This window comes from Acetobacterium sp. KB-1 (genome assembly GCF_003260995.1).
Classification (GTDB): Bacteria; Bacillota; Clostridia; order Eubacteriales; family Eubacteriaceae; genus Acetobacterium; species Acetobacterium carbinolicum.
This window is the reverse complement of sequence record NZ_CP030040.1, coordinates 3356459-3378272: the sequence shown is the minus strand read 5'-3', so window position 1 is coordinate 3378272 and position 21814 is coordinate 3356459. Positions and strand designations below refer to the sequence as shown.

General features: G+C 41.1%; 21 protein-coding genes. 8 read left to right on the top strand and 13 right to left on the bottom strand.

The features are described from left to right. Positions 1-22: 22 nt before the first annotated feature. The 5 genes from DOZ58_RS15545 to DOZ58_RS15525 form a co-directional block, all read right to left on the bottom strand. Positions 23-928: a bifunctional 5,10-methylenetetrahydrofolate dehydrogenase/5,10-methenyltetrahydrofolate cyclohydrolase gene (locus tag DOZ58_RS15545; protein WP_111889135.1), complete on the bottom strand. Its 906-nt coding sequence runs from the start codon at positions 926-928 to the stop codon at positions 23-25. 44 nt (positions 929-972) lie between these two features. Continuing rightward, positions 973-1632: a cyclodeaminase/cyclohydrolase family protein gene (locus DOZ58_RS15540; RefSeq protein ID WP_111889134.1), complete on the bottom strand. Its 660-nt coding sequence runs from the start codon at positions 1630-1632 to the stop codon at positions 973-975. Between the two features lie 93 nt (positions 1633-1725). Further along, on the bottom strand, positions 1726-1803 hold the full coding sequence (locus tag DOZ58_RS19305; RefSeq protein WP_371414212.1) for a hypothetical protein: 78 nt from the start codon (positions 1801-1803) through the stop codon (positions 1726-1728). A gap of 17 nt (positions 1804-1820) precedes the next feature. Further along, complete coding sequence (locus DOZ58_RS19300) at positions 1821-1892, bottom strand: hypothetical protein (protein ID WP_371414211.1); 72 nt, start codon at positions 1890-1892, stop codon at positions 1821-1823. Positions 1893-1909: 17 nt separating this feature from the next. Next, positions 1910-3568, bottom strand: coding sequence for a formate--tetrahydrofolate ligase (locus tag DOZ58_RS15525; protein ID WP_111889132.1), 1659 nt, complete (start codon positions 3566-3568; stop codon positions 1910-1912). A 1235-nt stretch (positions 3569-4803) separates the two neighbouring features. Between DOZ58_RS15525 and DOZ58_RS15510 the strand changes: the two genes are divergently transcribed. The 7 genes from DOZ58_RS15510 to DOZ58_RS15480 all read left to right on the top strand — a co-directional run bounded on the left by DOZ58_RS15510 (position 4804) and on the right by DOZ58_RS15480 (position 12383). Continuing rightward, a complete protein-coding gene (locus tag DOZ58_RS15510; protein ID WP_111889129.1) occupies positions 4804-6600 on the top strand; it encodes an ASKHA domain-containing protein in 1797 nt (598 codons plus the stop codon). 130 nt (positions 6601-6730) lie between these two features. After that, positions 6731-7465, top strand: coding sequence for an asparaginase (locus tag DOZ58_RS15505; RefSeq protein ID WP_162624548.1), 735 nt, complete (start codon positions 6731-6733; stop codon positions 7463-7465). Between the two features lie 5 nt (positions 7466-7470). After that, positions 7471-7851, top strand: a complete 381-nt coding sequence (locus DOZ58_RS15500; protein ID WP_111889127.1) for a hypothetical protein — start codon at positions 7471-7473, stop codon at positions 7849-7851. A gap of 53 nt (positions 7852-7904) precedes the next feature. After that, complete coding sequence (locus DOZ58_RS15495) at positions 7905-9365, top strand: NAD(P)/FAD-dependent oxidoreductase (protein WP_111889126.1); 1461 nt, start codon at positions 7905-7907, stop codon at positions 9363-9365. Between the two features lie 419 nt (positions 9366-9784). Further along, positions 9785-10765 carry a uroporphyrinogen decarboxylase family protein gene (locus DOZ58_RS15490; RefSeq protein WP_111889125.1) on the top strand — a complete coding sequence of 327 codons (981 nt, stop codon included), beginning with the start codon at positions 9785-9787 and terminating at the stop codon, positions 10763-10765. Positions 10766-10828: 63 nt separating this feature from the next. Then, the gene (locus DOZ58_RS15485; protein ID WP_111887483.1) at positions 10829-11632 is read left to right on the top strand and encodes a methyltetrahydrofolate cobalamin methyltransferase; all 804 of its coding nucleotides are present in this window, start codon (positions 10829-10831) and stop codon (positions 11630-11632) included. Positions 11633-11756: 124 nt separating this feature from the next. Beyond that, on the top strand, positions 11757-12383 hold the full coding sequence (locus DOZ58_RS15480; protein WP_111887482.1) for a corrinoid protein: 627 nt from the start codon (positions 11757-11759) through the stop codon (positions 12381-12383). A gap of 349 nt (positions 12384-12732) precedes the next feature. Here DOZ58_RS15480 and DOZ58_RS15475 read toward each other — a convergent pair whose 3' ends face one another. Next, complete coding sequence (locus DOZ58_RS15475) at positions 12733-14127, bottom strand: SLC13 family permease (protein ID WP_111889124.1); 1395 nt, start codon at positions 14125-14127, stop codon at positions 12733-12735. Between the two features lie 153 nt (positions 14128-14280). Beyond that, positions 14281-15675 carry an MFS transporter gene (locus tag DOZ58_RS15470; protein ID WP_111889123.1) on the bottom strand — a complete coding sequence of 465 codons (1395 nt, stop codon included), beginning with the start codon at positions 15673-15675 and terminating at the stop codon, positions 14281-14283. A 284-nt stretch (positions 15676-15959) separates the two neighbouring features. Here DOZ58_RS15470 and DOZ58_RS15465 point away from each other — a divergent pair, with 284 nt between their 5' ends. After that, the gene (locus DOZ58_RS15465; RefSeq protein WP_111889122.1) at positions 15960-16616 is read left to right on the top strand and encodes a TetR/AcrR family transcriptional regulator; all 657 of its coding nucleotides are present in this window, start codon (positions 15960-15962) and stop codon (positions 16614-16616) included. Positions 16617-16660: 44 nt separating this feature from the next. Here the strand turns inward: DOZ58_RS15465 and DOZ58_RS15460 are convergent, their stop codons facing one another. The 6 genes from DOZ58_RS15460 to DOZ58_RS15435 all read right to left on the bottom strand — a co-directional run bounded on the left by DOZ58_RS15460 (position 16661) and on the right by DOZ58_RS15435 (position 21802). Further along, positions 16661-16918, bottom strand: coding sequence for a hypothetical protein (locus DOZ58_RS15460; RefSeq protein ID WP_111889121.1), 258 nt, complete (start codon positions 16916-16918; stop codon positions 16661-16663). A gap of 218 nt (positions 16919-17136) precedes the next feature. Continuing rightward, the gene (gene tuf / locus DOZ58_RS15455) at positions 17137-18330 is read right to left on the bottom strand and encodes an elongation factor Tu (RefSeq protein ID WP_111889120.1); all 1194 of its coding nucleotides are present in this window, start codon (positions 18328-18330) and stop codon (positions 17137-17139) included. 38 nt (positions 18331-18368) lie between these two features. Then, positions 18369-20441: an elongation factor G gene (gene fusA, locus DOZ58_RS15450; RefSeq protein WP_111889119.1), complete on the bottom strand. Its 2073-nt coding sequence runs from the start codon at positions 20439-20441 to the stop codon at positions 18369-18371. Between the two features lie 32 nt (positions 20442-20473). Further along, entirely contained in the window at positions 20474-20944 is a 471-nt protein-coding gene (rpsG, locus tag DOZ58_RS15445) for a 30S ribosomal protein S7 (protein WP_111889118.1), read from the bottom strand. A gap of 140 nt (positions 20945-21084) precedes the next feature. Further along, positions 21085-21459, bottom strand: coding sequence for a 30S ribosomal protein S12 (gene rpsL, locus DOZ58_RS15440; RefSeq protein WP_111889117.1), 375 nt, complete (start codon positions 21457-21459; stop codon positions 21085-21087). Positions 21460-21562: 103 nt separating this feature from the next. Continuing rightward, a complete protein-coding gene (locus DOZ58_RS15435; protein WP_111889116.1) occupies positions 21563-21802 on the bottom strand; it encodes a ribosomal L7Ae/L30e/S12e/Gadd45 family protein in 240 nt (79 codons plus the stop codon). Between the last annotated feature and the right edge of the window lie 12 nt (positions 21803-21814).

Genomic DNA, 21814 nt, shown 5'->3' with positions numbered 1-21814 from the left:
ACCTCCTTTGATTTTTGGGAATTTATAGTAATCCGCTTTGCATTTTACAAGCTTTAATGACATGAGCTGCCAGTAATGCTGTTGTGATTGGGCCAGTTCCGCCGCCGCATCCCGGTGTTGCCGAAGTAATCATTGCAACCTTGTCTAAACAGTCTACATGCGCATCTCCTGCACGGATTTTTTTGCCTTCTGCATTTAAAACAAATTCTTTATTTTCGTCTTTCATCTGAGACATTGCCACATCGATTAAAATACAATCTTCACTTAACATTTCTGGTTTAACTAAACCATAAATACCACAAGCGGTGACAACAATATCTGCTTTTTTAGTGAAGGAAGCGGTATCTTTTGTATGAACGTGACACATCGTTACGGTCGCAAATTCATTTGTTAACATAATTGTCAGCGGTTTTCCCAATACGTTAGAGTTATTAATAACAACAACGTCTTTACCTTTAACATCAATGTTATAGAATTTGAACATTTCCATAACGCCTTCAGCAGTACATGGGAAGAATCCTCTTTCATCGGCGATCATCAACTTACCCAGATTAGTCGGGTTAAGGGCATCAGGATCTTTTTCAGGGCTTAACATATATTTGATTTTATCAGCATCAATTTGATCTGGAAGCGGTTGGAAGATTAAAACAGAATGAATGTTTTTATCTGCATTGATTGCTTCAAGCTTCGCAATGAAGTCAGCTTCTGTTACATCAATTGGGAATTGAACAGATTCAACTTCGATATTTGATTTTCCCATTCGGGTAATAATGCTTTTTTCGTAAGAAATAGAACCGGCGTCTTCGCCAACTCGCATAATCGCCATTTTTACCTGAATGCCTTTGCCTTTTAATTCATTAGCATCCTTTAGTACTTGAGCCAATACTGATTCGCTTACTTCTTTTCCACTTAATAATTTTGCTGCCATAATTATAATACTCCTCTTGATTCAAAATTTTTGGACTTAACTCTTTATGAAAGTTGTTTTTCAACTTGCGCATAAACGCGATCACAGATTTTTATACCTTTTTCTAACATTGGCTTGATTCTATTATTAACGTCTGCGACATAGTCTTGATCTTTTATTGTTTTAATGTTAATTAAAACATTTACCCAGCCGCTGATCATCGCTGCTCTTAAACATTGCACCCCACAGGCGACATCACTAATCGCTAAGGCAGAACCTTTTCCCACTAATTCTTCCTGGATTAAAACAGCTTTGTAACATACCTCAACAATTTCTAGCGGGATGCTACACGCTACCTTTGTACATTCTTCTAAAGTTTTTTCTTTAAAAGCTTTTTCTTCTTCAGTTTCTTTGGGAAGGCCATAAGCTTTGGACAACGGCAAAAAGTTTTTTGCGTCTTCATCGATCATTGCTAATAAACGATCTTGAAGAATCAACGATTCTTTTAAAATACGCTGAATATCGTCTTCATATTCCGCATATTTCTTCTTGCCAGTCGTTAGATTACCAACCATTCCGGCTAATGCCGTTCCGATTGCTCCAACTAAAGCAGCTGCACCACCACCGCCCGGAACAGCTGCTTTACTGTATAGGGCTTCAACAAATTCTGTACATTTTTTTTCTGATATCGAACTCAGATTGGTTCCTACTGCATCAAATTCCATTTGCTAACTCCACTTCAATCTTTTGTATATTATTTAGTCGTTCTTATTGAACCGACAAGGGTTCTGACAGAATCCTTGTCGGCATCATTTTTTCTAGAATAAACCAGCAATTACGCCGTTTTCATCAACATCAATTTTTTCTGCGGCAGGTACTTTTGGTAACCCGGGCATTTTCATGATTTCGCCGGTCAGGGCGCAATTACGCCGTTTTCATCAACATCAATTTTTTCTGCGGCAGGTACTTTTGGTAACCCGGGCATTTTCATGATTTCGCCGGTCAGGGCGCAATTACGCCGTTTTCATCAACATCAATTTTTTCTGCGGCAGGTACTTTTGGTAACCCGGGCATTTTCATGATTTCGCCGGTCAGGGCAATAATGAATCCCGCTCCGGCGGAAATATTAACCTGTCGAACCGTTACTCTAAATCCGGTTGGACGGCCCAGTTTGGTGGCGTCATCGGTTAAGGAGTACTGGGTTTTCGCCATACAGATTGGCACCTTGTCAAAGCCGAGAGCCGTTAAGCGTTCCATTTCTTTGGTCGCGATTGGGGTAAAGTCTACACCATCGGCACCATAAATACGGGTCGCAATCGCTTCAATTTTTTCTTTGATTGGCATATCCAGTTCGTAGCAGTATTCGAAGGTGCCTTCGCTTTCGTCAATGAGACGAACAACTTCCCGGGCCAGCTCTTCGCCGCCCTCGCCACCTTTTGCCCATACCTGGGAAATCGCCACGTTAACGCCAAGTTTCTGGCATTCGTCTTTTACTAAGGCTAACTCGGCTGGGGTATCCAGTGGGAATTCGTTGATCGCAACCACGGCTGGCAATTTAAAGACCTGGGTGATGTTTTCAACATGTTTTAATAAATTTGGCAGACCGGCTTTTAAAGCCTCCAGGTTTTCGTTATTTAAATCGGCTTTGGGTACTCCACCATTGTATTTAAGAGCTCGAACTGTGGCTACAATAATAACCGCATCTGGTTTTAAGTTGGCCATCCGGCATTTGATATCGAGGAATTTTTCAGCCCCAAGGTCAGCGCCGAAGCCACCTTCGGTAACCACATAATCAGCAAAATGCATCGCCATACGAGTGGCAATCACGGAGTTACAACCGTGGGCGATATTGGCAAATGGTCCCCCATGAATAAAGGCCGGTGTGCCTTCTAATGTTTGTACCAGGTTTGGTTTTAAGGCATCTTTTAACAAGGCTGCCATCGCACCATTCGCTTTTAATTGACTTGCCGTAATGGGATCTCCAGCAAAGCTGTAGCCAACAATAATGCGGCCGAGTCGTTCTTTTAAATCAGAAATATCACTTGCTAAACAAAAGGCCGCCATAACTTCAGAGGCAACGGTAATATCAAATCCATCTTCACGGACAACACCGTCTCCCGATCCACCTAAACCATCAACGATGTTTCGCAGCTGACGGTCATTCATGTCAACACAACGTCGCCAGGTAATTTTTTTAGCATCAATTTTCAGTTCATTGCCTTGTTTGATGTGATTATCAAGCATTGCGGCCAATAAGTTATTCGCTGCTCCGATCGCATGGAAGTCTCCGGTAAAATGAAGGTTGATATCTTCCATCGGGACAACTTGGGCATATCCACCGCCGGCAGCTCCGCCTTTAACACCGAATACGGGTCCTAATGATGGCTCTCTCAAAGCCACCAGGGTGTTCTTGCCAATTCGTGATAAACCATCGGCAACCCCGATTGTGGTGGTCGTTTTTCCTTCACCGGCTGGTGTTGGATTAATGGCGGTAGTTAAGATCAACCGTGCTTTTTTGCCCGTTGATTTCTTTAACAGGTTATAGTCAACCTTTGCTTTATACTTACCGTATAAATCCAGATCATCTTCCGTTAAACCCAATTTCTTTGCTATCTCACGGATGTCCTGTGGGGTAGCCTCTTGTGCAATCTCAATCCGTATAAATCCAGATCATCTTCCGTTAAACCCAATTTCTTTGCTATCTCACGGATGTCCTGTGGGGTAGCCTCTTGTGCAATCTCAATCCGTATAAATCCAGATCATCTTCCGTTAAACCCAATTTCTTTGCTATCTCACGGATGTCCTGTGGGGTAGCCTCTTGTGCAATCTCAATATCTGATTTAAATCCCATTTTTTTCCTCCAATACTTTGATAAATTTTTAACATCTGCATTTATGATATATGATTTCAAACTAAAAATCAAATAATAAATGTGACAATTTTTTACTGAAAAAAAGCGAATAACGTTTACATTTACGGGGTTTACATCAATATTTAGAACAATATTTTACTCTGCAACATAAAGCAACACTTTATTTCGCCAAGTCAAAGCATTTTGTCTCTATCATAATTCCCGTACTTCAATTATATTGATTCTTCAGGATTAACAAACCCTTAATTTGATCAAATTTCCAATTTTAGTAATTAAAAACTATTTTACGCTTTTTCATTTAATCCTCAAATTGATTCAATCCGATAAAACTACCTTTGTCTTTTGATCATTTACTGCGTTCACCTCCGGAGCTCTTTTTTGAATTTTCAACCGTCCAAACTGATGCTATTTCATTTGTCCTTCTTTTTTTGACCTACAAATAGGGAAGGGCAGCTAGTCCACTATTTACTTGTATATACAATTTAAGTTCAGATTATCATTATTTAAATGAAATGTCAATATTTTTCTAATTTAAGTCATTTTTTTCTCTTTCATTGTTTGTTATTTCTCAAACAATCCATCTTCAAGTAATATATCTCCATAATTCGACCTCATCAAACTTCTCAACCTAACTATTCCAGTCAATATTTTACACGCATTTTCCCTGACTAGAATAGCAATATTCTTTTTTTTGTTAATACTCAGGCAAAAAATAACAAGAATGCCGTGCTGATACCGCATTCTTGTTATTCATATCAACTCTTTAGCAGTCTGATACCCCGGATAACCGTTAAGTTCTTTCTTCACAGCATTGTCCCATTATTTTCACGTTTAAATTATAATCCTCCTCATCTGTCTTGACTGATGTCGCATTTATCTTGCCTGTATCTGCTGACCATTTCTGATTTTCCCTGTCGATATTTTTCTATTTTGTTGAAAATCTAATTTTAAATGGTTATAATGAGTATAGTCTAGATAATATTTTATAGTTTGCCCAAATTTATGATTAAGGAAGGATAAATTTATGTCATCTTTGAATACTATTCGTGTTTTTTTTCCGTTGTTGGATAAAAACGTTATGGTTGAAGCCGGAAAAACAGTTGCCCAAGCTTGCGCTTTAGTTGGTTTTCCACAAAACCTGGTCTGTGGAGGCAAAGGAACGTGCAAAAAATGTCTTGTTACTATTCGTGAAAACGATTTAGTTTCTGAAGTCCTGAGTTGTCAACATCTCGTTTCTCAGGACATGGCCATTTTTATTTCAAAAGAGGCGGCGCTATCCCAAATACTGGAAACAACCAGCAATGGAGAGTTGAGTTTTAATCCCAAAACCAGAGTGGCTACCGTTCCAATCACGGCATTAAAAACCGAGATGTGCTCCTATGATCTTGAAACGATCCGAGCCGCCCTTGAAATGCCGGTTAAGATGCCTTCTATTAAAGTATTGCGAAAATCATCTGATATTTTTCATCAAAAGAACCTTCCACTGATGAATTTCATACTATACGATGATGAAGTCATCGATCTGATCCCGGCCACTGAGGCAATAAATGCTTACGGAATCGCCTTTGACATTGGTACCACCTCTGTTGTCGGTTACCTTTATGACTTGACAAACGGGGTTCTAATCCACCAATATTCTTCCCTGAATAAGCAAATTTCTTTTGGCGGAGACGTGATTAGTCGTATTGATTATGCTTCTACGTCTTCAGAAAACCTGATGAATATCCAACACGCCATCATTGAAACGGTTAACACGATTTTATCGAACCTTTTTTATGAATCCAAAATACCATCTGAAGCAGTTTACGAATGTGTCTTCTGTGGCAACAGTACCATGGCACATCTTTTTCTGGGTTTAAACCCCCTGCATTTAGGTCTTTCTCCTTTTACCGGCATTACTCGGGACATGGTTGTCCTGAAGGCCGAAGAACTTAATATCAACATAAATCCTAGTGGAAAAATAACCTTTCTGCCTTTATTGGGCGGGTTTGTCGGCGCCGATACTACCGCTGTTCTATTGGGGCTGCCAAAAGATGACGCCTATCGTCTCATGATTGATTTAGGAACAAACGGAGAAATTGCCGTAGGCAACGGTAGCCGATACTTTGTCGCTTCAACTGCCTGTGGGCCGGCCTTAGAAGGCGCCGGCATCCATATGGGGATGAGGGGCACCACTGGCGCGATTGAAAAAATTAATCTGGTTGACAATGAAATTAAATGCCATGTCATCGGCAACGTGGCTCCCCTTGGTTTTTGCGGTTCAGGTATCATCGATGCCATCGCCTTCCTCTATCGGGAAAAACTAATCTACAACCGCGGAAATTTTATTAAAGGTGAGGATCTTGATAATCATCCATTAAAGGATCGTTTTAAGATAGATGAAAACAATCAACGCTATTTTATTTTTGTTCGTCATGAGGATAACCCCAACGGCAAAGAGATGATTATTACCCAAAAGGATGTCCGGGCTGTACAATTGGCCAAGGCCGCCATTTTTACAGGTTGCTGTCTATTGACCGAAAAATACGGTATCAAAGCAGAAGATCTCAAGGAAATAACCCTGGCCGGTGCTTTTGGAAATTATATTGATATCGAAAATGCCCAATTTATCGGTTTGCTTCCGGAAATTGCCGGTGTTCCCATTCGTTCCATCGGCAATGGTGCCGGGACCGGTTCCCAGCTTTTCTTGCTTTCTCAGGATGAAGCCAAACGCTGTGAGCATATCCCGACGATAACCACCCATATTGAGCTCGCAACAGATCCGAATTTTTCCAACCTTTATATGCAAAACACCACCCTTGGTCAAAACGAAATGAAGTAACGCGCTCGTTTTAAATAAAGCTGACAACCATTTTAAAAAAGCAAACACGCATCTGATGTTTGCTTTTTTTATTCCCCTGACCATCATTAGATGCTATAATTATTCTAAATTACCGAAAGGATACTCAACTATGGAAAATACACCCAAGATCTTATTATTATTAACGGGGGGGACCATCGGCAGCGCTGTCAACGACCACTGTATCAATGTGGATTCCAGCCGCGGTGACGACTTGCTGTCTTATTATCGAGAACATCATAGCCGCGCCGTCGAATTCGACGTCGTCCGTCCCTTTAATATTCTTAGCGAAAACGCCGAACCAAAGCACTGGCTGAAGATCATCGAAACCTTACAATCCTATCGACTCAGCGATTATGATGGTGTCATCATTGCACATGGTTCGGATACCCTTCCCTATACCGCTGCCGCTCTTTCTTATGGCCTTGACTGTCCGTTAATTCCCATTGTTTTGGTGGCTGCCAATTACGCCATCGGTGAACGGGGTAGCAATGCCATTGCTAATTTTTCGGCAGTAGTAGAATTTATCAGTAATATGAAGCTGCCCGGTTTTTATGTCATTTATAAAAACAGTGACCACGTTATTTATGTCCATCTGGCAACCCGACTCCAGGAAGCCGATTGGCTCAAGGATGACTTTACCAGTTTTGGCGGTCCATTAGGGGTGTTTGATCATCGTGGTTTGTGTTGTGTCCCCACGGCTAAAAATCCAACCATGATGAAACTTTACAACCCCTCCCCGGATGATATCCCTGTAGTTAAAGAATTTCGCAACGAAGTCCTGGCACTGCGGGCCTATCCCGGTTTAAACTATGAGGTAATTGACCTCCAAAAATTTAAACTATGAGGTAATTGACCTCCAAAAATTTAAACTATGAGGTAATTGACCTCCAAAAACGTCCCATCCGAGCCATACTTCACTCTTTATACCATTGCGGCAGTGGAAATGTCGCTGGAGAAAACGGAACTTCCCTCTTAGCATTTATAAAGAACAACCCCCATGTGGATCATTATATGATCTCCTACAAAAATATTCATGGTGATCTTTACGCCTCCTGTAAGGAGCTCATTGCCGCTGGTGCAATTCCCCTGGAGAACATCTCCTTTGAAGCGGCGGTAACCAAACTGAATTTTGCCTATAATCAACAAGAATTCCTGCCACTTAACTATATGAAAAGAGAATTTTTCTATGAGTTCCTGAGAGAAGCACAGGAAAATGGGTATGTAATATAATAATTTTAGCAAGTTTAAGTACTTAAAATTTAGCATTAACAAAGGAGACTACTATGCATGATGTGGCTATTATCGGAGCCGGCATAATCGGAACATCGATCGCCCGGGCTCTTGGTCGTTACAAACTATCTGTTGTCATTTTTGATAAAGAAAATGATGTGTCCATGGGAGCAACAAAAGCCAATTCGGCCATTGTCCATGGGGGCTTTGCCGAATCCCACACCAAAGTAAAAGGGGGCTTATGCTACAAAGGCCGAAAACAATTTGACCAATTGGACAAGGAATTAAACTTTGGTTTTGAAAAAGTCGGTTCGCTGGTACTGGCCTTTGAAGAAGATCAGCTGGAAAAACTTAAATCCTTATACGAAAACGGTCTGGCCAATGGTCTGGATGATTTAGAAATCCTTGACCACGATCAGATCATGGCAATGGAACCGAACGTCAATCCAGATGTCAAATATGCCTTGTATTGTAAAGGCGCGGGCATTTGTTCGCCCTACGAAATGGCCATCGCAATGGCCGAAAACGCAGTTGCCAATGGCGTTGAGCTATTATTAAATACTGAAATTACAGCGATTGAAAAAACTGCTGATGGCTTTAATCTAACGGATCACAGCGGCAAAAATTATCAGTCCCGGTTCGTGATCAATGCTGGCGGAGTTTCCTCTGACACGATTTCACAAATGGTTGGCCTTGATTATTTCTCCATTACCCCCCGCACCGGAGAATATCTTCTTATGGTTCGCGGTTCTTCGAGCATTATTAATACCGTCCTGTTCCAGATGCCCACAAAAATGGGCAAGGGCATTCTGGTGGCGCCCACCTATTTCGGAAACCTGATCATTGGGCCAGACGCGGTCAATGAAGACACGGTTGATAAATCCACCCATTCCGAACGGTTGCTTAAAATTTTCAACGAGGCCAAACATACCACTGATAAATTAAATATTAAACAGTTTGTCCGCAGCTTCACTGGTGTCCGGGCGGTTAGCTCCACCGATGACTTTATCATTGAAGCCACTCCCGTTACCGGCTTTATTAATTGTGCCGGGATCCAATCACCGGGACTTACTTCTTCTCCGGCAATTACCGAGATGGTTCTGGACTTTTTAAAGAATCAAAACTGTCCCTTTGAAGAAGACCCCAGCTTCAATCCTTATCGGGCACCGATTATTACCCGGTCAGAATTAAAACCACTTAAAGAAATAACGCCTTTCGTGGATATTGATTCTAGCCCCGAGAAAATAATTTGTCGCTGTGAACAGGTGAGTGAAGCCACCATTATTGATGCTATGAATCGGGGTATTACCGTGACTACCGTCGATGGGATAAAAAGGCGCACCCGCGCTGGATTCGGTTGGTGCCAGGGAACCTTCTGCCGTCCCAGGGTTGCTGAAGTGATGGAACGCGTCCTCGGCCATGAAATTGATTCCGGTTTTGATGTCGAACACAGCGGTGTTAACCGGGTGGGAAAAAACGAAATCGTCGATTATATTTCAAAGCATACCGACTAGTCTTTCGTTCTCCTCAAAAAATTAGTCTCGCCAAATAAACGCTTCTCACTATCAACAGTGGCTCAAATTAAAATAACTGTGAGCCACTGTCTTTTTATTGCCTCAGAAAAACGGCTCGGACTCAAATTTATAATTCTGATGTTTTACTTGTTTTCTTTAAGAAAAAAACATAAATCCTACACATTTACTAAAATAGTCATTGACAAAAATGCTGCAACCGTTTATAATTGCAGTAAAGATAAGTGCATTTACTAAAATAACAGTAAATAAAATACTTAATACTAATATTAGTTTTTAATTTGTTCGCGACCAATCAGGCTTTTTATTATTACCCCGTCACTATTGCACTGATTATCCGCAACTTTGCCAGGAACTGATCAATTACTCATTCTATGTAAATTTTAAGGAGGCTACACACGATGTTAACTGTAAAAGAAAATTTGAAAGAAGTCCTCACAGGGGGGAATCCGGATCGTTTTGTTAAACAATTTGAATTTATGCAAATGATCATGAGCGTGCCATCTTGCCGAATCAAACCAGCAATGGGCGAAGAAGTTGTCAATGAATGGGGTGTCACCATTCGCTGGCCTGAAGGTCAACTTGGTTCTTTTCCTGTCCACGATGCCGATCACATTCTATTAAAAGATGTAACGGAATGGCGAGATTATGTCAAAGCGCCAAATGTTGTTTTCCCTGCTGAAGCCTGGGAAAAAGCCATTGCCGACGCCAAAGCTGTTGATCATGACAATAAGTACGTTACCGCATTTATTGCTCCCGGAGTTTTTGAACTGACTCACTACCTAATGGGTATGGAAAATGCTTTAATGAGTTTTTATGAAGAGCCTGAAGCTATGGTCGAACTAATTGACTATATTACTGAGTTTGAATTGGCCTATGCTAAAGAATTAGTGACTCACCTTAAACCAGAAGTCATTTTCCACCATGACGATTGGGGCAGTCAAATTTCCACATTCTTATCTCCAGCCATGTTTGAAGAGTTTTTCTTACCAGCCTATAAGAAAATTTACGGATTCTATAAAGAAAACGGCGTGGAACTGATTGTTCACCATAGCGACAGCTACGCAGCAACCTTAGTCCCTTATATGATCGAAATGGGTATTGATATCTGGCAGGGTGTTATGACAACCAACGATATGCCTAAAATGATCAAAGAGTACGGCGGAAAAATCACCTTTATGGGTGGGGTTCACAGTGGTGTAATCGATCATCCGGCATGGACTAAAGAGCAAGTTGAAGAAGAATTTACTCGCGCATGCCACGAATGCGGAAAGCTTTATTTCATTCCTGGTGCCTGCCAGGGTATGGGCGTCAGCTCTTTCCCCGGCGTATATGAAGCAAGTGATGTCGCCATCGATAAAATGAGCAAGGAAATGTTCTAAATACATCCTTCCCCAAGGAATTAAATTTTTATAAAACTAATATTACCAGGAGGTAAGAGTAAAATGATTATTATCGGAGAAAAAATTAACGGTGCCATTCCGTCTACCGCAAAAGCCATTGCCGCAAAAGATGGAGAATTCATCAAGAATCTGGCCAAGATTCAAACCGAAGCCGGTGTGGATTACATTGATGTTTGCGCATCAGTTGATGATGATATCGAACTGGAAACCATGAAATGGTTAATTGATCTGGTTCAGGAAGTCACAGATACCCCCATTGCGGTGGACAGCCCCAATGTGTATACCTGTATTGAGTCCATGAAATACTGTAACAAACCCGGTTTATTTAATTCCGTTTCATTAGAAGGCGACAAAATTGACGCTGCTTTTAAAGCGATCGCTGATACTAAATGGGACTGTGTGGCACTGCTTAACAGTGACAAAGGGATTCCTAAAACAGCCAAAGACCGTCTGGATGTATTTGCCGATTTAATGGTTAAAGTTAAAGAATATGGCATTGATCCTTCCCGGATGCACATTGATCCATTAGTTGAAATGCTGTGTACCTCAGAAGACGGGATTGCCATGGTCGTCGAAGTGATTCGCAGTATTAAAGAACAATACCCGACCATTCATGTCACTGGCGCCGTCAGTAATATTTCCTTCAACCTGCCCGCCCGAAAAATGGTCAACATGGGCTTTACCGTCCTGGCTATGAACGCCGGTCTGGACAGTGCCATTCTTGACCCAACGAATGGTGACTTAATGGGCATTATCTTTGCCACCGAAGCTTTACTCGGCGAAGATGACTACTGCATGGAATACATTGGTGCTTATCGCGAAGGGATCTTCGGTCAGAAGAAATAGTTGGTCTTAATATAATGACACACTAATTTAATAATTCTGCTACAAATCCGGTCATCTGATCACACAATCGGTTGCCCGGTTATATATACCATTTAAAAATAAATGACTGAACAGGAGAAAAAAGATGTCAAAAATTGAAGAAGTAAAAGCAAAAGTAGAAATTGGTAAAACAAAACTGATTCCCGGATTAGTTCAGGAAGCCTTAGACGAAGGCAGTCCAGCAAGCGAAATCCTGCAAGCAATGGTTGATTCCATGAGCGTTGTTGGCGAAAAGTTCTCTTCCGGAGAAATCTTCGTTCCTGAAATGTTAATCGCTGCTAAAGCGATGGCTAAAGGCGTTGATGTGTTGCGTCCACTGTTAGCCGGAGACACTTCCGCCTCCCTGGGCACCTGTATCATTGGAACCGTTGCCGGCGATTTACATGATATTGGCAAAAACCTGGTTTCGATGATGATCGAAAGCGCCGGATTCACCATGGTTGACCTGGGTGTTGATGTACCCGCAGAACGCTTTGTAGAAGCCATCAAAGAGAACGAAAACGTCACCCTGGTTGCTTGTTCCGGTTTGTTAACGACAACCATGCCGGCACTTAAAGAAGCGGTCGAAACGATCAAAGCCAGCGGTCTGGATGTAAAAGTTATTGTTGGTGGCGCACCTGTAACCCCAGAATATGCAGCTGAAATCGGCGCTGACGGATTTGCTCCTGATGCTGGTAGCGCGGCTGTTAAAGCCAAAGAAATGGTTGCCTAACACTTATTACAAATGCCTTTCCTTGATATTAAAATGATGTTAAAAAAAAGAAAACGCTAGACTAGCGTTTTCTTTTTTTATCGCTCATATTATTCCACGATTTTTCCTGTCACTGCAGCTCGCCGAACTTCAATTACAAAAGCTTTATATACCTGCTTATTCCCCGATCGATATATAATCGCCCCTGTTACTACATTAACTGAACATTAATTTTATTTTAACACAATGCATTGGAACCTTGTCTTACAATTACTTTAATCTAACCTTTGACCATTCATCCGGTTCATTATAATGGTCTTAACAATTAAAAAACAGACAGAAATCTGACCAGCCATGATACAGATTATTTTTATACCAGTCCAATCAGATTTCCGACAATCGGCAGCCAGAGTGTGGCTAATCCGATAAAAGCCAATTGGAGCCAGACAGTAGCCTTTGGCATATCGGTCATCTTATAATGGCCAGCTGTATAGGTAATCAAAGGAATCGTGTCAATCGGGAATAAATAACAGTTACCGGCACATAGTCCCAAGGTAATGATCAGCAGCGCCGGATTGATACCGGTGGTTGCTGCCAGGCTGATAATGACCGGCGTCAAAACGCCGATCAAGGCGGGTGCCACAGGAACAATCAGCATAATAACAAAACTCAGTACTGCTACAAAAAATACCCCTTCTATAATTGAAAATGATAACGATGATGGCAGGATATAGGTTACAAACCAATCGCTGACACCGTTTGCAACAATTGTGTTGGCAATACATAAAACCGTCCCAATCAAGATAAAGGAAGTCCAGCTCACTGCTTTCATGTATCGCTCCCAGGTGAGAATCTTTATGCCCGGTAAAAAGAAGCAGACACAACCAAATAAGGCTACTACAGTCACTTCAATAGCCGGAAAGAATGAGCTGAGCAGCCAGAACGTAATCATGCCTAATCCGATAAAAATAACTTTAAGCTCTCTGCTGCTGACTTTCTCCTTCACTTCAATTGTCGTCATGTATGCTTGAATCTCAGTCTGTTCAATTTCTGCTGGCGGAAATATTTTTGTCAGAACAAACCAGGCCAGCAGTACCATTACCATCACAATGGGAATGCTGCAAACCATCCACTGGATAAAGGTAATCTGGATTCCCGCCAGATTTTGCAGTAGTCCAATGGTTAATATGTTAATGCCGCTGCCAGCTGGCGTCATCAGTCCCCCCAGCATCACCGCTATCGGAATTCCTATCATTAATGATTTTGCTGTTTGCTGACGATCTGCTTTATTGACGAAAAGCTTGAGAAAACTGGCTCCGATACCCATAAAAACGACTACTGATGGTACATCCGTGACAATCGAAGATACGATAGCTCCAGCAACCATGATCGCCAGGACACAGGTTTTAACATCCTTACCAAATTTTTTAAGCAGAGCATGCAAGATCCGTTGGACAATCGGCGTTGAGGCCACCGCCTCCGCGAGTCCAAATGAAGCCAGGACAAAAAATAAGATCGTGTTGGTAAATCCACTTAGTCCGGCGGTCAGATTTTTTGTGACCCCCAGCATTGGTAATAGCGCCAGACATAGGAAACAAATAACTCCAACTGGCAGCGCCTCAGTAATCAACATGATTAAAAAGAACAGCAGCAGGCCAATGGTTATCAGTCCCTTATCGGTCAGACCCATTGGTATGGGTAGAAAAAAAGCGGCCATCAGCACAGCAATGCTAATAATCAATCCGATGATCTGTTTTTTATTCATAATCCACCTCAATCATAGTTTAAAGATAATAGTTTTTTTTAGCCAACAGTATCGCTATTCATCTCATGAAATAAATAAGAAGCCTATCAATTGATTTGAATATGGCTTCTTATTTGTTATGTAATTATTTTAATGTCATCTTCTTTACGTCTACTATTCTGTTATTTTTTTCCTTGCGTCTATTTCATTCTGATATTGTAACACTTTTTCTGTCGTTAAGCGGTATCCAAAGGTTAACAGAACCGCACCAGCAAGGACCGTACAACCTGGGATTGTACAGAATAAAGTCGTAATACCAGCTTTTAATTCCGGTGTAGCAGTAGCCGGATCCATTTGTGCAACGAATCCTGCGGCAGCCAGCATTGCCGGTATGATTAAACCTTTGATGAAGATAGCGAGTTTCAATGGTAAATTCGATAATCCCATAACCCAGCTTGATGCTGCTTTTCCTGTTTTCCATTCACTGTATATCGATGCATCGCCGTATAAAGCAACCATCAATGCGTAAAGGAATCCTAAGAAGAACTGAGCACATGAAAGGATGATTAGAACGAGCATGATATTACCAACTACGAATTGACAGCCGATCAAGAATACCCCTAGACCGTAGCAACCAATCAGTGCCGCAGTTCGTGTTGACAGTTTTGCGGCAACATATTTACTTAAATATGAGCCAATTACCGCCATAATATTTGCAACCAACAAATATATACTAAACATTGCAGCATCGTTTGCGACATAGGTAAAGAAGTATACTGCCGAGCCGGCACAGACAAAGTTAACTGTCCAACGTGCGACATCTGCTAAAAGTAACACTAACAAATGTGGATTCTGAACCAATGATCTAGCCATATCGCCCATGGATATTTTTTCTTTTTTTGGAGTATTCGCATTTGCAGCAGCATTTTCATATGTTACTTCATATCCACTAGTCAGTTTGAAGTGAATGAAATAGCCTAACCAGTAAACACATGCCATTGCGAATGCCGAAATAGTGAACCCAAGTATTGGGTTTTTGACTAATTCACCAACCCATAAAATAGTGGCTAAGCCCATTGCTGAGAAAATAATTTTCCCAACATTTGCATAAGCACCTCGTGTTGCAGATAATTGTGTTCGATCTTCTGGTGTTGTTGATATTGTTGGAATTAGTGCTATATTAGCAACGTACGAGAAGTTCCAAGCCACATGTGAAGTAATGAAAGCGACACAAATGATAACCATTGGTACGATTCCAGTGCCAATAACCGTAAACATCATTGTATAGAGAACGACAACAATTGGTGGTATTACCAACAACCACGATCTGTATTTTCCCCATTTCATTGGTTTAAGAGCATCAATAAATCCACCATAAAAAGGTGACAATACCATATCTACTGTACTTGTTAAGGTCATAATTATTGCAGTAGTTCCCAAATCAAATTTTGCAATGTTTGTTAAAAAATATGCAAAATAAAATACTTCAACATTCGACATCAGTGTAAAACCAAGATCCCCAATACCAAATAATTTCTTAAGCCCTGAACTTAAGGGTTTTTTTTCCATAATAAGAGCCTCCTCAAAATTTTAAATTTTAACTAAAGTAAAATTTCCGGACTTTTACCTTAATTGTATCGTTCATTCAGTAATATTACGAAGACTTACTAAAATAGTAACCCTTTACAACGATTTTGTCAAGCATTTTTTATTAAACAAAGTTTGTTTTACTGTTTTTGTAGTAATATTGCTTTATTTTTTTTTTCTATTTAAATCTTTTGGATTTTTCCTTGTTTATTTTCTCACTTAATGCTAAAATTGCTATGCTACATATGCTTTTAAGGAGATTACTTATGCGAAAAATGACTAAGGGTGAGATGACCAAGGAACGTATCTATCAGAGCGCCAAAGAACTTTTTTACTCTCAGGGTTACAATGCCACTACGATTCAACAAATTGCTGATCGTTCTGATACAACTTTAGGTTCCATGACCTATCATTTTGCAACAAAGGACACCTTTATTGCAAAAATATTTGATGATTATCTCATTTCCATCCACGAGGCACTAAAAGAAAAATTGATCGGATATAAGCCCATTAATGCCTTTGAAAAGCATTTCTATTTAACCATGGTCTGGTATCATCATCTACTCAGTGATCCACACGTCAATAATTTTTATTATGAGATTTCTAAAAACGACTCACTTTATCCTTTTCTTCATGGAAAAATGGGTGAAATCTATCATGACTTTGTTAACGATTATAATTTACGTATTCGTCCCATTGAATTTGATGCCCTGCTAATTGCAGATTTTGGCGCTCGTCGCGAACTCACACGAGCTTTTTGTGAAGCCCGGATAAAAATGCCGGTGGAAGATTTTTCGATTCTTATTATCACCAATACTGCCCGCTGTTTGGGTGTTCCACAGAAGTCAATCTATCGTGTCAGCTATGAAGCATTACTGTTCTTTCGCGAACACGATTTTTCAGAAATCAAATTGCTGATCTAAAAAAGGTCTATTCAGAAATACTCTGAATAGACCTTTTCTAATGATTACTTTGCTCTAAACGTGATAATCACACCTTCTGTAACACTGTTTGCCCAACTACCATCACTGGAAAAAACGATATGCTGCCCTTGAACAATGGGCACAATTGAGAAAAGATCATAGCCTTTTTCATCATAGTCGTTACAGACGACATCAATTTCCTGGGCCAATTCTTCTGCTCTACATTTCCGAAAACCTTTATTATAGTCATTTCCGGTTGATTCCACCTTATCACGAATGGCTACACTGATGTACTTCTTCATTTACTTTTTTCCCCCAACTAAATTTATTCTTCTATTGTATCATAATTACAAAACAACTTCGAACAGAGTTTTCTTATGCCCATAAAAAAACCGCCTCTACTGGAGAGGCGGGGAAAAATAACGACTATTTGTATTTACCTTACGCTGTCGAACTGATCAAACAGCATCGCTCAAATATTGTTTTTTTCATACTTTATAATGTATCTTACGCGGCGAGATTAATCAGCCAGCATTTTAGCTACAACACCAGAACCAACGGTACGGCCGCCTTCACGAATCGCAAAACGTAAACCTTCTTCGATGGCGATTGGGGTAATCAGGGTGATTTCCATTTGCACGTTATCCCCTGGCATAACCATTTCAACGCCTTCTGGTAATTTGATAACACCCGTTACATCCGTTGTTCTAAAGTAGAACTGTGGTCGATAGCCATCAAAGAATGGGGTATGACGTCCGCCTTCTTCTTTGGTTAAGACATACACTTCTGACATATAGTGGGTATGTGGTTTGATGGAACCGGGCTTAGCCAGTACCTGTCCACGTTCGATTTGAGTTCGGTCAACACCACGCAGTAATGCCCCAACGTTATCCCCTGATCGTCCTTCGTCCAGTAATTTACGGAACATTTCGATTCCGGTTACGACTGTTTTGCGAACATCGTGAATACCGACAATTTCAACTTCTTCRCCRACTTTAACAATCCCACGTTCGATCCGTCCAGTTGCGACGGTACCACGGCCGGTGATTGAGAAAACATCTTCGACTGGCATCAGGAATGGTTTTTCAGTATCACGAACAGGATCAGGAATCCATTCGTCAACAGCAGTCATCAGTTCAACAATCTTGTCWCCCCATGGGCCATCGGGATCTTCCAGACCTTTTAARGCMGATCCGGCAATGATTGGTGTATCGTCGCCTGGGAATTCATATTCGTCAAGMAGTTCACGCACTTCCATTTCAACTAATTCCAGTAATTCTTCGTCATCGACCATATCGACTTTGTTTAAGAAAACAACGATGTATGGTACGCCTACCTGACGGCTTAACAGGATATGTTCACGGGTCTGTGGCATTGGACCATCGGCAGCGCTAACAACCAGGATCGCGCCGTCCATTTGAGCAGCACCGGTAATCATGTTCTTAACATAATCGGCATGGCCCGGGCAGTCAACGTGAGCATAGTGACGTACTGCTGTTTCATATTCTACGTGAGCGGTTGAAATCGTGATCCCACGTTCTCTTTCTTCTGGGGCTTTATCGATGTTTTCAAATGCAACGGCTTCCCCTGTTCCAAATCGCTTATTAAGTACAGATGTGATTGCCGCTGTTAATGTTGTTTTACCATGATCGACGTGACCAATTGTTCCAACATTTACATGGGGCTTATTTCTTTCAAATTTTGACTTTGCCATTTGTTCTTCTCCTTAAAATTTATTTTATAGCTTTGCTATTATTTACGTCCTTCAATTATTTCTTCTGAAATAAATTTAGGAACTGCTTCATAGTGTGAGAACTGCATGGTGTAAACACCACGGCCCTGAGTTTTACTTCTTAGTGTTGTTGCATATCCAAACATTTCTGACAGTGGCACCATCCCTTTAATGATCTGTGCACCACCACGCATTTCCATACCCTCAACACGACCACGTCGCGAGCTGATATCGCCCATGACATCGCCCATGTATTCTTCTGGAATGACGACTTCAAGTTTAAATACTGGTTCTAAGATAACCGGATCGGCTTTTCTCATACCGTTTTTAAACGCCATCGACCCGGCAACCTTAAAGGCCATTTCTGATGAATCCACATCATGGTAAGAACCATCATATACGATAACCTTAAGATCGAGTACAGGATATCCAGCTAAAACACCATTACGCATGGCTTCTTCAATCCCCTGATTAATTGGGTTGATGAATTCTTTTGGAATCGATCCTCCAACGGTCTTGTTTTCGAAGATATATCCGGTTCCCGGTTCAACTGGTTCCATCCGGATAAGACAGTGACCATATTGACCACGACCACCCGATTGACGGGCAAATTTACCCTCAGCATCAACTGCTTTGGTAATGGATTCTTTGTAGGCCACCTGAGGTGCCCCAACATTGGCTTCCACTTTAAATTCACGAAGCATTCGGTCAACGATAATGTCAAGGTGAAGCTCACCCATTCCTGAGATAATGGTTTGACCCGTTTCTTCATCGGTACGCGTTCTGAACGTAGGATCTTCTTCAGCCAGTTTTGCTAAAGCGGTACTCATTTTTTCCTGGCCGGCCTTTGTTTTTGGTTCTATGGCGACATGGATTACCGGTTCCGGGAATTCCATCGACTCAAGAATAATGGGCGCCTTGTCTGAACACAAGGTATCCCCTGTTGAAGTATCTTTTAAACCAACCGCGGCAGCGATATCACCGGTATAAACAGTGGTAATCTCTTCACGGTGGTTAGCATGCATTTGCAGAATTCGGCCAAGACGTTCTCTTTTTCCCTTAGAGGAGTTGAAAACATAAGAACCAGATTCGATACTTCCGGAATATACACGGAAGAATGCCAGCTTTCCAACAAATGGATCGGTCATGATTTTAAAAGCGAGTGCTGAAAATGGTTCATCATCGCTTGCTTTTCGGCTGTCTTCTTCTTCGGTATCTGGATTGATCCCAGTGATCGCCGGAACATCCAATGGGCAAGGCATGTAGTCAACAATTGCATCCAACACTAATTGAACACCTTTGTTTTTATAAGATGAACCACAAACAACGGGAATAATATCAACATTCAAAGTCGCCAGTCGAATCGCTGCTTTTAATTCATCAAGACCAACTTCTTCGCCTTCAAGGAATTTTTCCATGATGCTTTCGTCATAATCAGAGATCGACTCAATTATTTTTTCACGATACTCGTCAGCCAGCTCACGCATGTCTTCAGGAATATCGATGATTTCAATTTCTTCGCCCAAATCATCTTTATAAATTATGGCTTTCATAATCAGGAGATCGATGATCCCCACAAAGTCACTTTCTTTGCCAATAGGTAATTGAATTGGAACAGGATTCGTGCTTAAACGATCCTCCATCATCTTCAGTACATTATAAAAGTCCGCTCCGGTAATGTCCATTTTATTGATATAAGCCATTCTGGGAACATGATATTTATCGGCTTGTCGCCAAACTGTTTCTGATTGAGGCTCAACGCCACCTTTTGCACAAAATACAGCAACCGCTCCATCAAGAACTCTCAAAGATCGCTCAACTTCTACGGTAAAATCAACGTGGCCTGGTGTATCAATGATATTGATACGGTTGTTATTCCAAAAACACGTGGTTGCTGCCGAGGTAATGGTAATACCTCTTTCTTGTTCTTGTTCCATCCAGTCCATTTGGGAAACCCCATCATGGGTTTCTCCAATTTTATGGATTTTCCCGGAATAGAACAGAATTCTTTCGGTGGTAGTCGTTTTTCCTGCATCAATATGTGCCATAATACCTATATTTCTTGTTTTATCTAAACTATATTCTCTTGACACAGATGCTTTCCTCTCTTATTTCTATACATGGATTACCAACGATAATGTGCAAAAGCTTTATTGGCTTCAGCCATAGCGTGGGTATCATCTTTTTTCTTAACGGCGGCACCACTGTTATTGAGTGCATCCATAATTTCTCCAGCTAAACGATCTTTCATGGTTTTTTCAGATCTTTTTCTGGAATAAGTAACTAACCAACGAAGCCCTAAAGCTTGTTTACGTTCAGTTCTGATTTCCATTGGTACCTGGTAGGTTGCACCACCAACTCGGCGTGCTTTAACTTCCAGTACAGGTGTGATATTAGCTAAAGCTTCCTGGAATGCTTCCAGGGCATCTTTGCCAGTTTTTTCATTAACTTTTTCAAATGCATCGTAAACGATTTTTTGGGCAACACCTTTTTTCCCATCTAACATGATATTGTTGACTAACTTCGTTACAACAATATCTCCGTAAATAGGATCAGGTAAAACTTCTCTTTTTGGAACAGGTCCTTTTCTAGGCACTTTACTTCCCTCCTTAACATTTTTTTATGTTCATCGGTACTCGACATCCAACATTTCGTTGTTGTGCGTATAGCGTCTCTAACATATATTTGGTCTCGATCGATTTATACGAGCGCTTGAATATGCAGCACTATGCACTACTACTTTTTAGGCTTTTTGGCCCCATATTTGGATCGAGCTTGTCTACGAGCATCAACACCAGCGGTATCAAGCGCACCACGGATAATTTTATAACGTACCCCTGGTAAATCCTTGACACGTCCACCCTTAATAAGAACAATACTATGTTCTTGTAAGTTGTGGCCAACACCGGGAATATAGGCTGTTACTTCCATTCCGTTAACGAGACGAACTCTGGCGATTTTTCTAAGCGCTGAGTTTGGTTTCTTTGGTGTGGATGTTCTAACTGCTGTACATACGCCTCTTTTTTGAGGGTTTGCTTTCAACGCTGGGGTTTTTGTTTTTTCTTCCATGCGTTTTCTTCCATTTTTTACAAGCTGATTAATTGTAGGCATTTAGTCCTGCACCTCCTTTTAATAAAAATATATCAATAATCGAAACGACTATTAATGACTTTTGATGGAACCAGGGCTGCGTTAAAGGCAACCCCGATTCGTTTTATTTGATAATGGCAATCACGGCTGCTGCCCGATCAATCCCACCGGCTTTTCCGAGTCCAACCTTGGTTTCAACCCGTTCGAGTGCGATCTGATACTGATCACAGCATTCTACAATGCTTTTTTTGATCTTTTCATCGGTATCTTCTGCCAAAATAACTTTGATTGCGTTGCCTTCTTTCACAGCCTTAAGAGTTTGCTTCATTCCAATCACTTTTGAAACATCAACAAATTGATTCATCGGATCCTCCTT

Coding starts and splice junctions, on each gene's coding strand:
- DOZ58_RS15545 (WP_111889135.1), bottom strand. CDS start 928: ATGGCAGCAAAATTATTAAGTGGAAAAGAAGTAAGCGAATCAGTATTG.
- DOZ58_RS15490 (WP_111889125.1), top strand. CDS start 9,785: ATGTTAACTGTAAAAGAAAATTTGAAAGAAGTCCTCACAGGGGGGAAT.
- DOZ58_RS15485 (WP_111887483.1), top strand. CDS start 10,829: ATGATTATTATCGGAGAAAAAATTAACGGTGCCATTCCGTCTACCGCA.
- DOZ58_RS15495 (WP_111889126.1), top strand. CDS start 7,905: ATGCATGATGTGGCTATTATCGGAGCCGGCATAATCGGAACATCGATC.
- DOZ58_RS15465 (WP_111889122.1), top strand. CDS start 15,960: ATGCGAAAAATGACTAAGGGTGAGATGACCAAGGAACGTATCTATCAG.
- DOZ58_RS15505 (WP_162624548.1), top strand. CDS start 6,731: ATGGAAAATACACCCAAGATCTTATTATTATTAACGGGGGGGACCATC.
- DOZ58_RS15460 (WP_111889121.1), bottom strand. CDS start 16,918: ATGAAGAAGTACATCAGTGTAGCCATTCGTGATAAGGTGGAATCAACC.
- DOZ58_RS15470 (WP_111889123.1), bottom strand. CDS start 15,675: ATGGAAAAAAAACCCTTAAGTTCAGGGCTTAAGAAATTATTTGGTATT.
- DOZ58_RS15480 (WP_111887482.1), top strand. CDS start 11,757: ATGTCAAAAATTGAAGAAGTAAAAGCAAAAGTAGAAATTGGTAAAACA.
- DOZ58_RS15475 (WP_111889124.1), bottom strand. CDS start 14,127: ATGAATAAAAAACAGATCATCGGATTGATTATTAGCATTGCTGTGCTG.
- DOZ58_RS19305 (WP_371414212.1), bottom strand. CDS start 1,803: ATGCCCGGGTTACCAAAAGTACCTGCCGCAGAAAAAATTGATGTTGAT.
- rpsL (WP_111889117.1), bottom strand. CDS start 21,459: ATGCCTACAATTAATCAGCTTGTAAAAAATGGAAGAAAACGCATGGAA.
- DOZ58_RS15540 (WP_111889134.1), bottom strand. CDS start 1,632: ATGGAATTTGATGCAGTAGGAACCAATCTGAGTTCGATATCAGAAAAA.
- DOZ58_RS15435 (WP_111889116.1), bottom strand. CDS start 21,802: ATGAATCAATTTGTTGATGTTTCAAAAGTGATTGGAATGAAGCAAACT.
- DOZ58_RS15510 (WP_111889129.1), top strand. CDS start 4,804: ATGTCATCTTTGAATACTATTCGTGTTTTTTTTCCGTTGTTGGATAAA.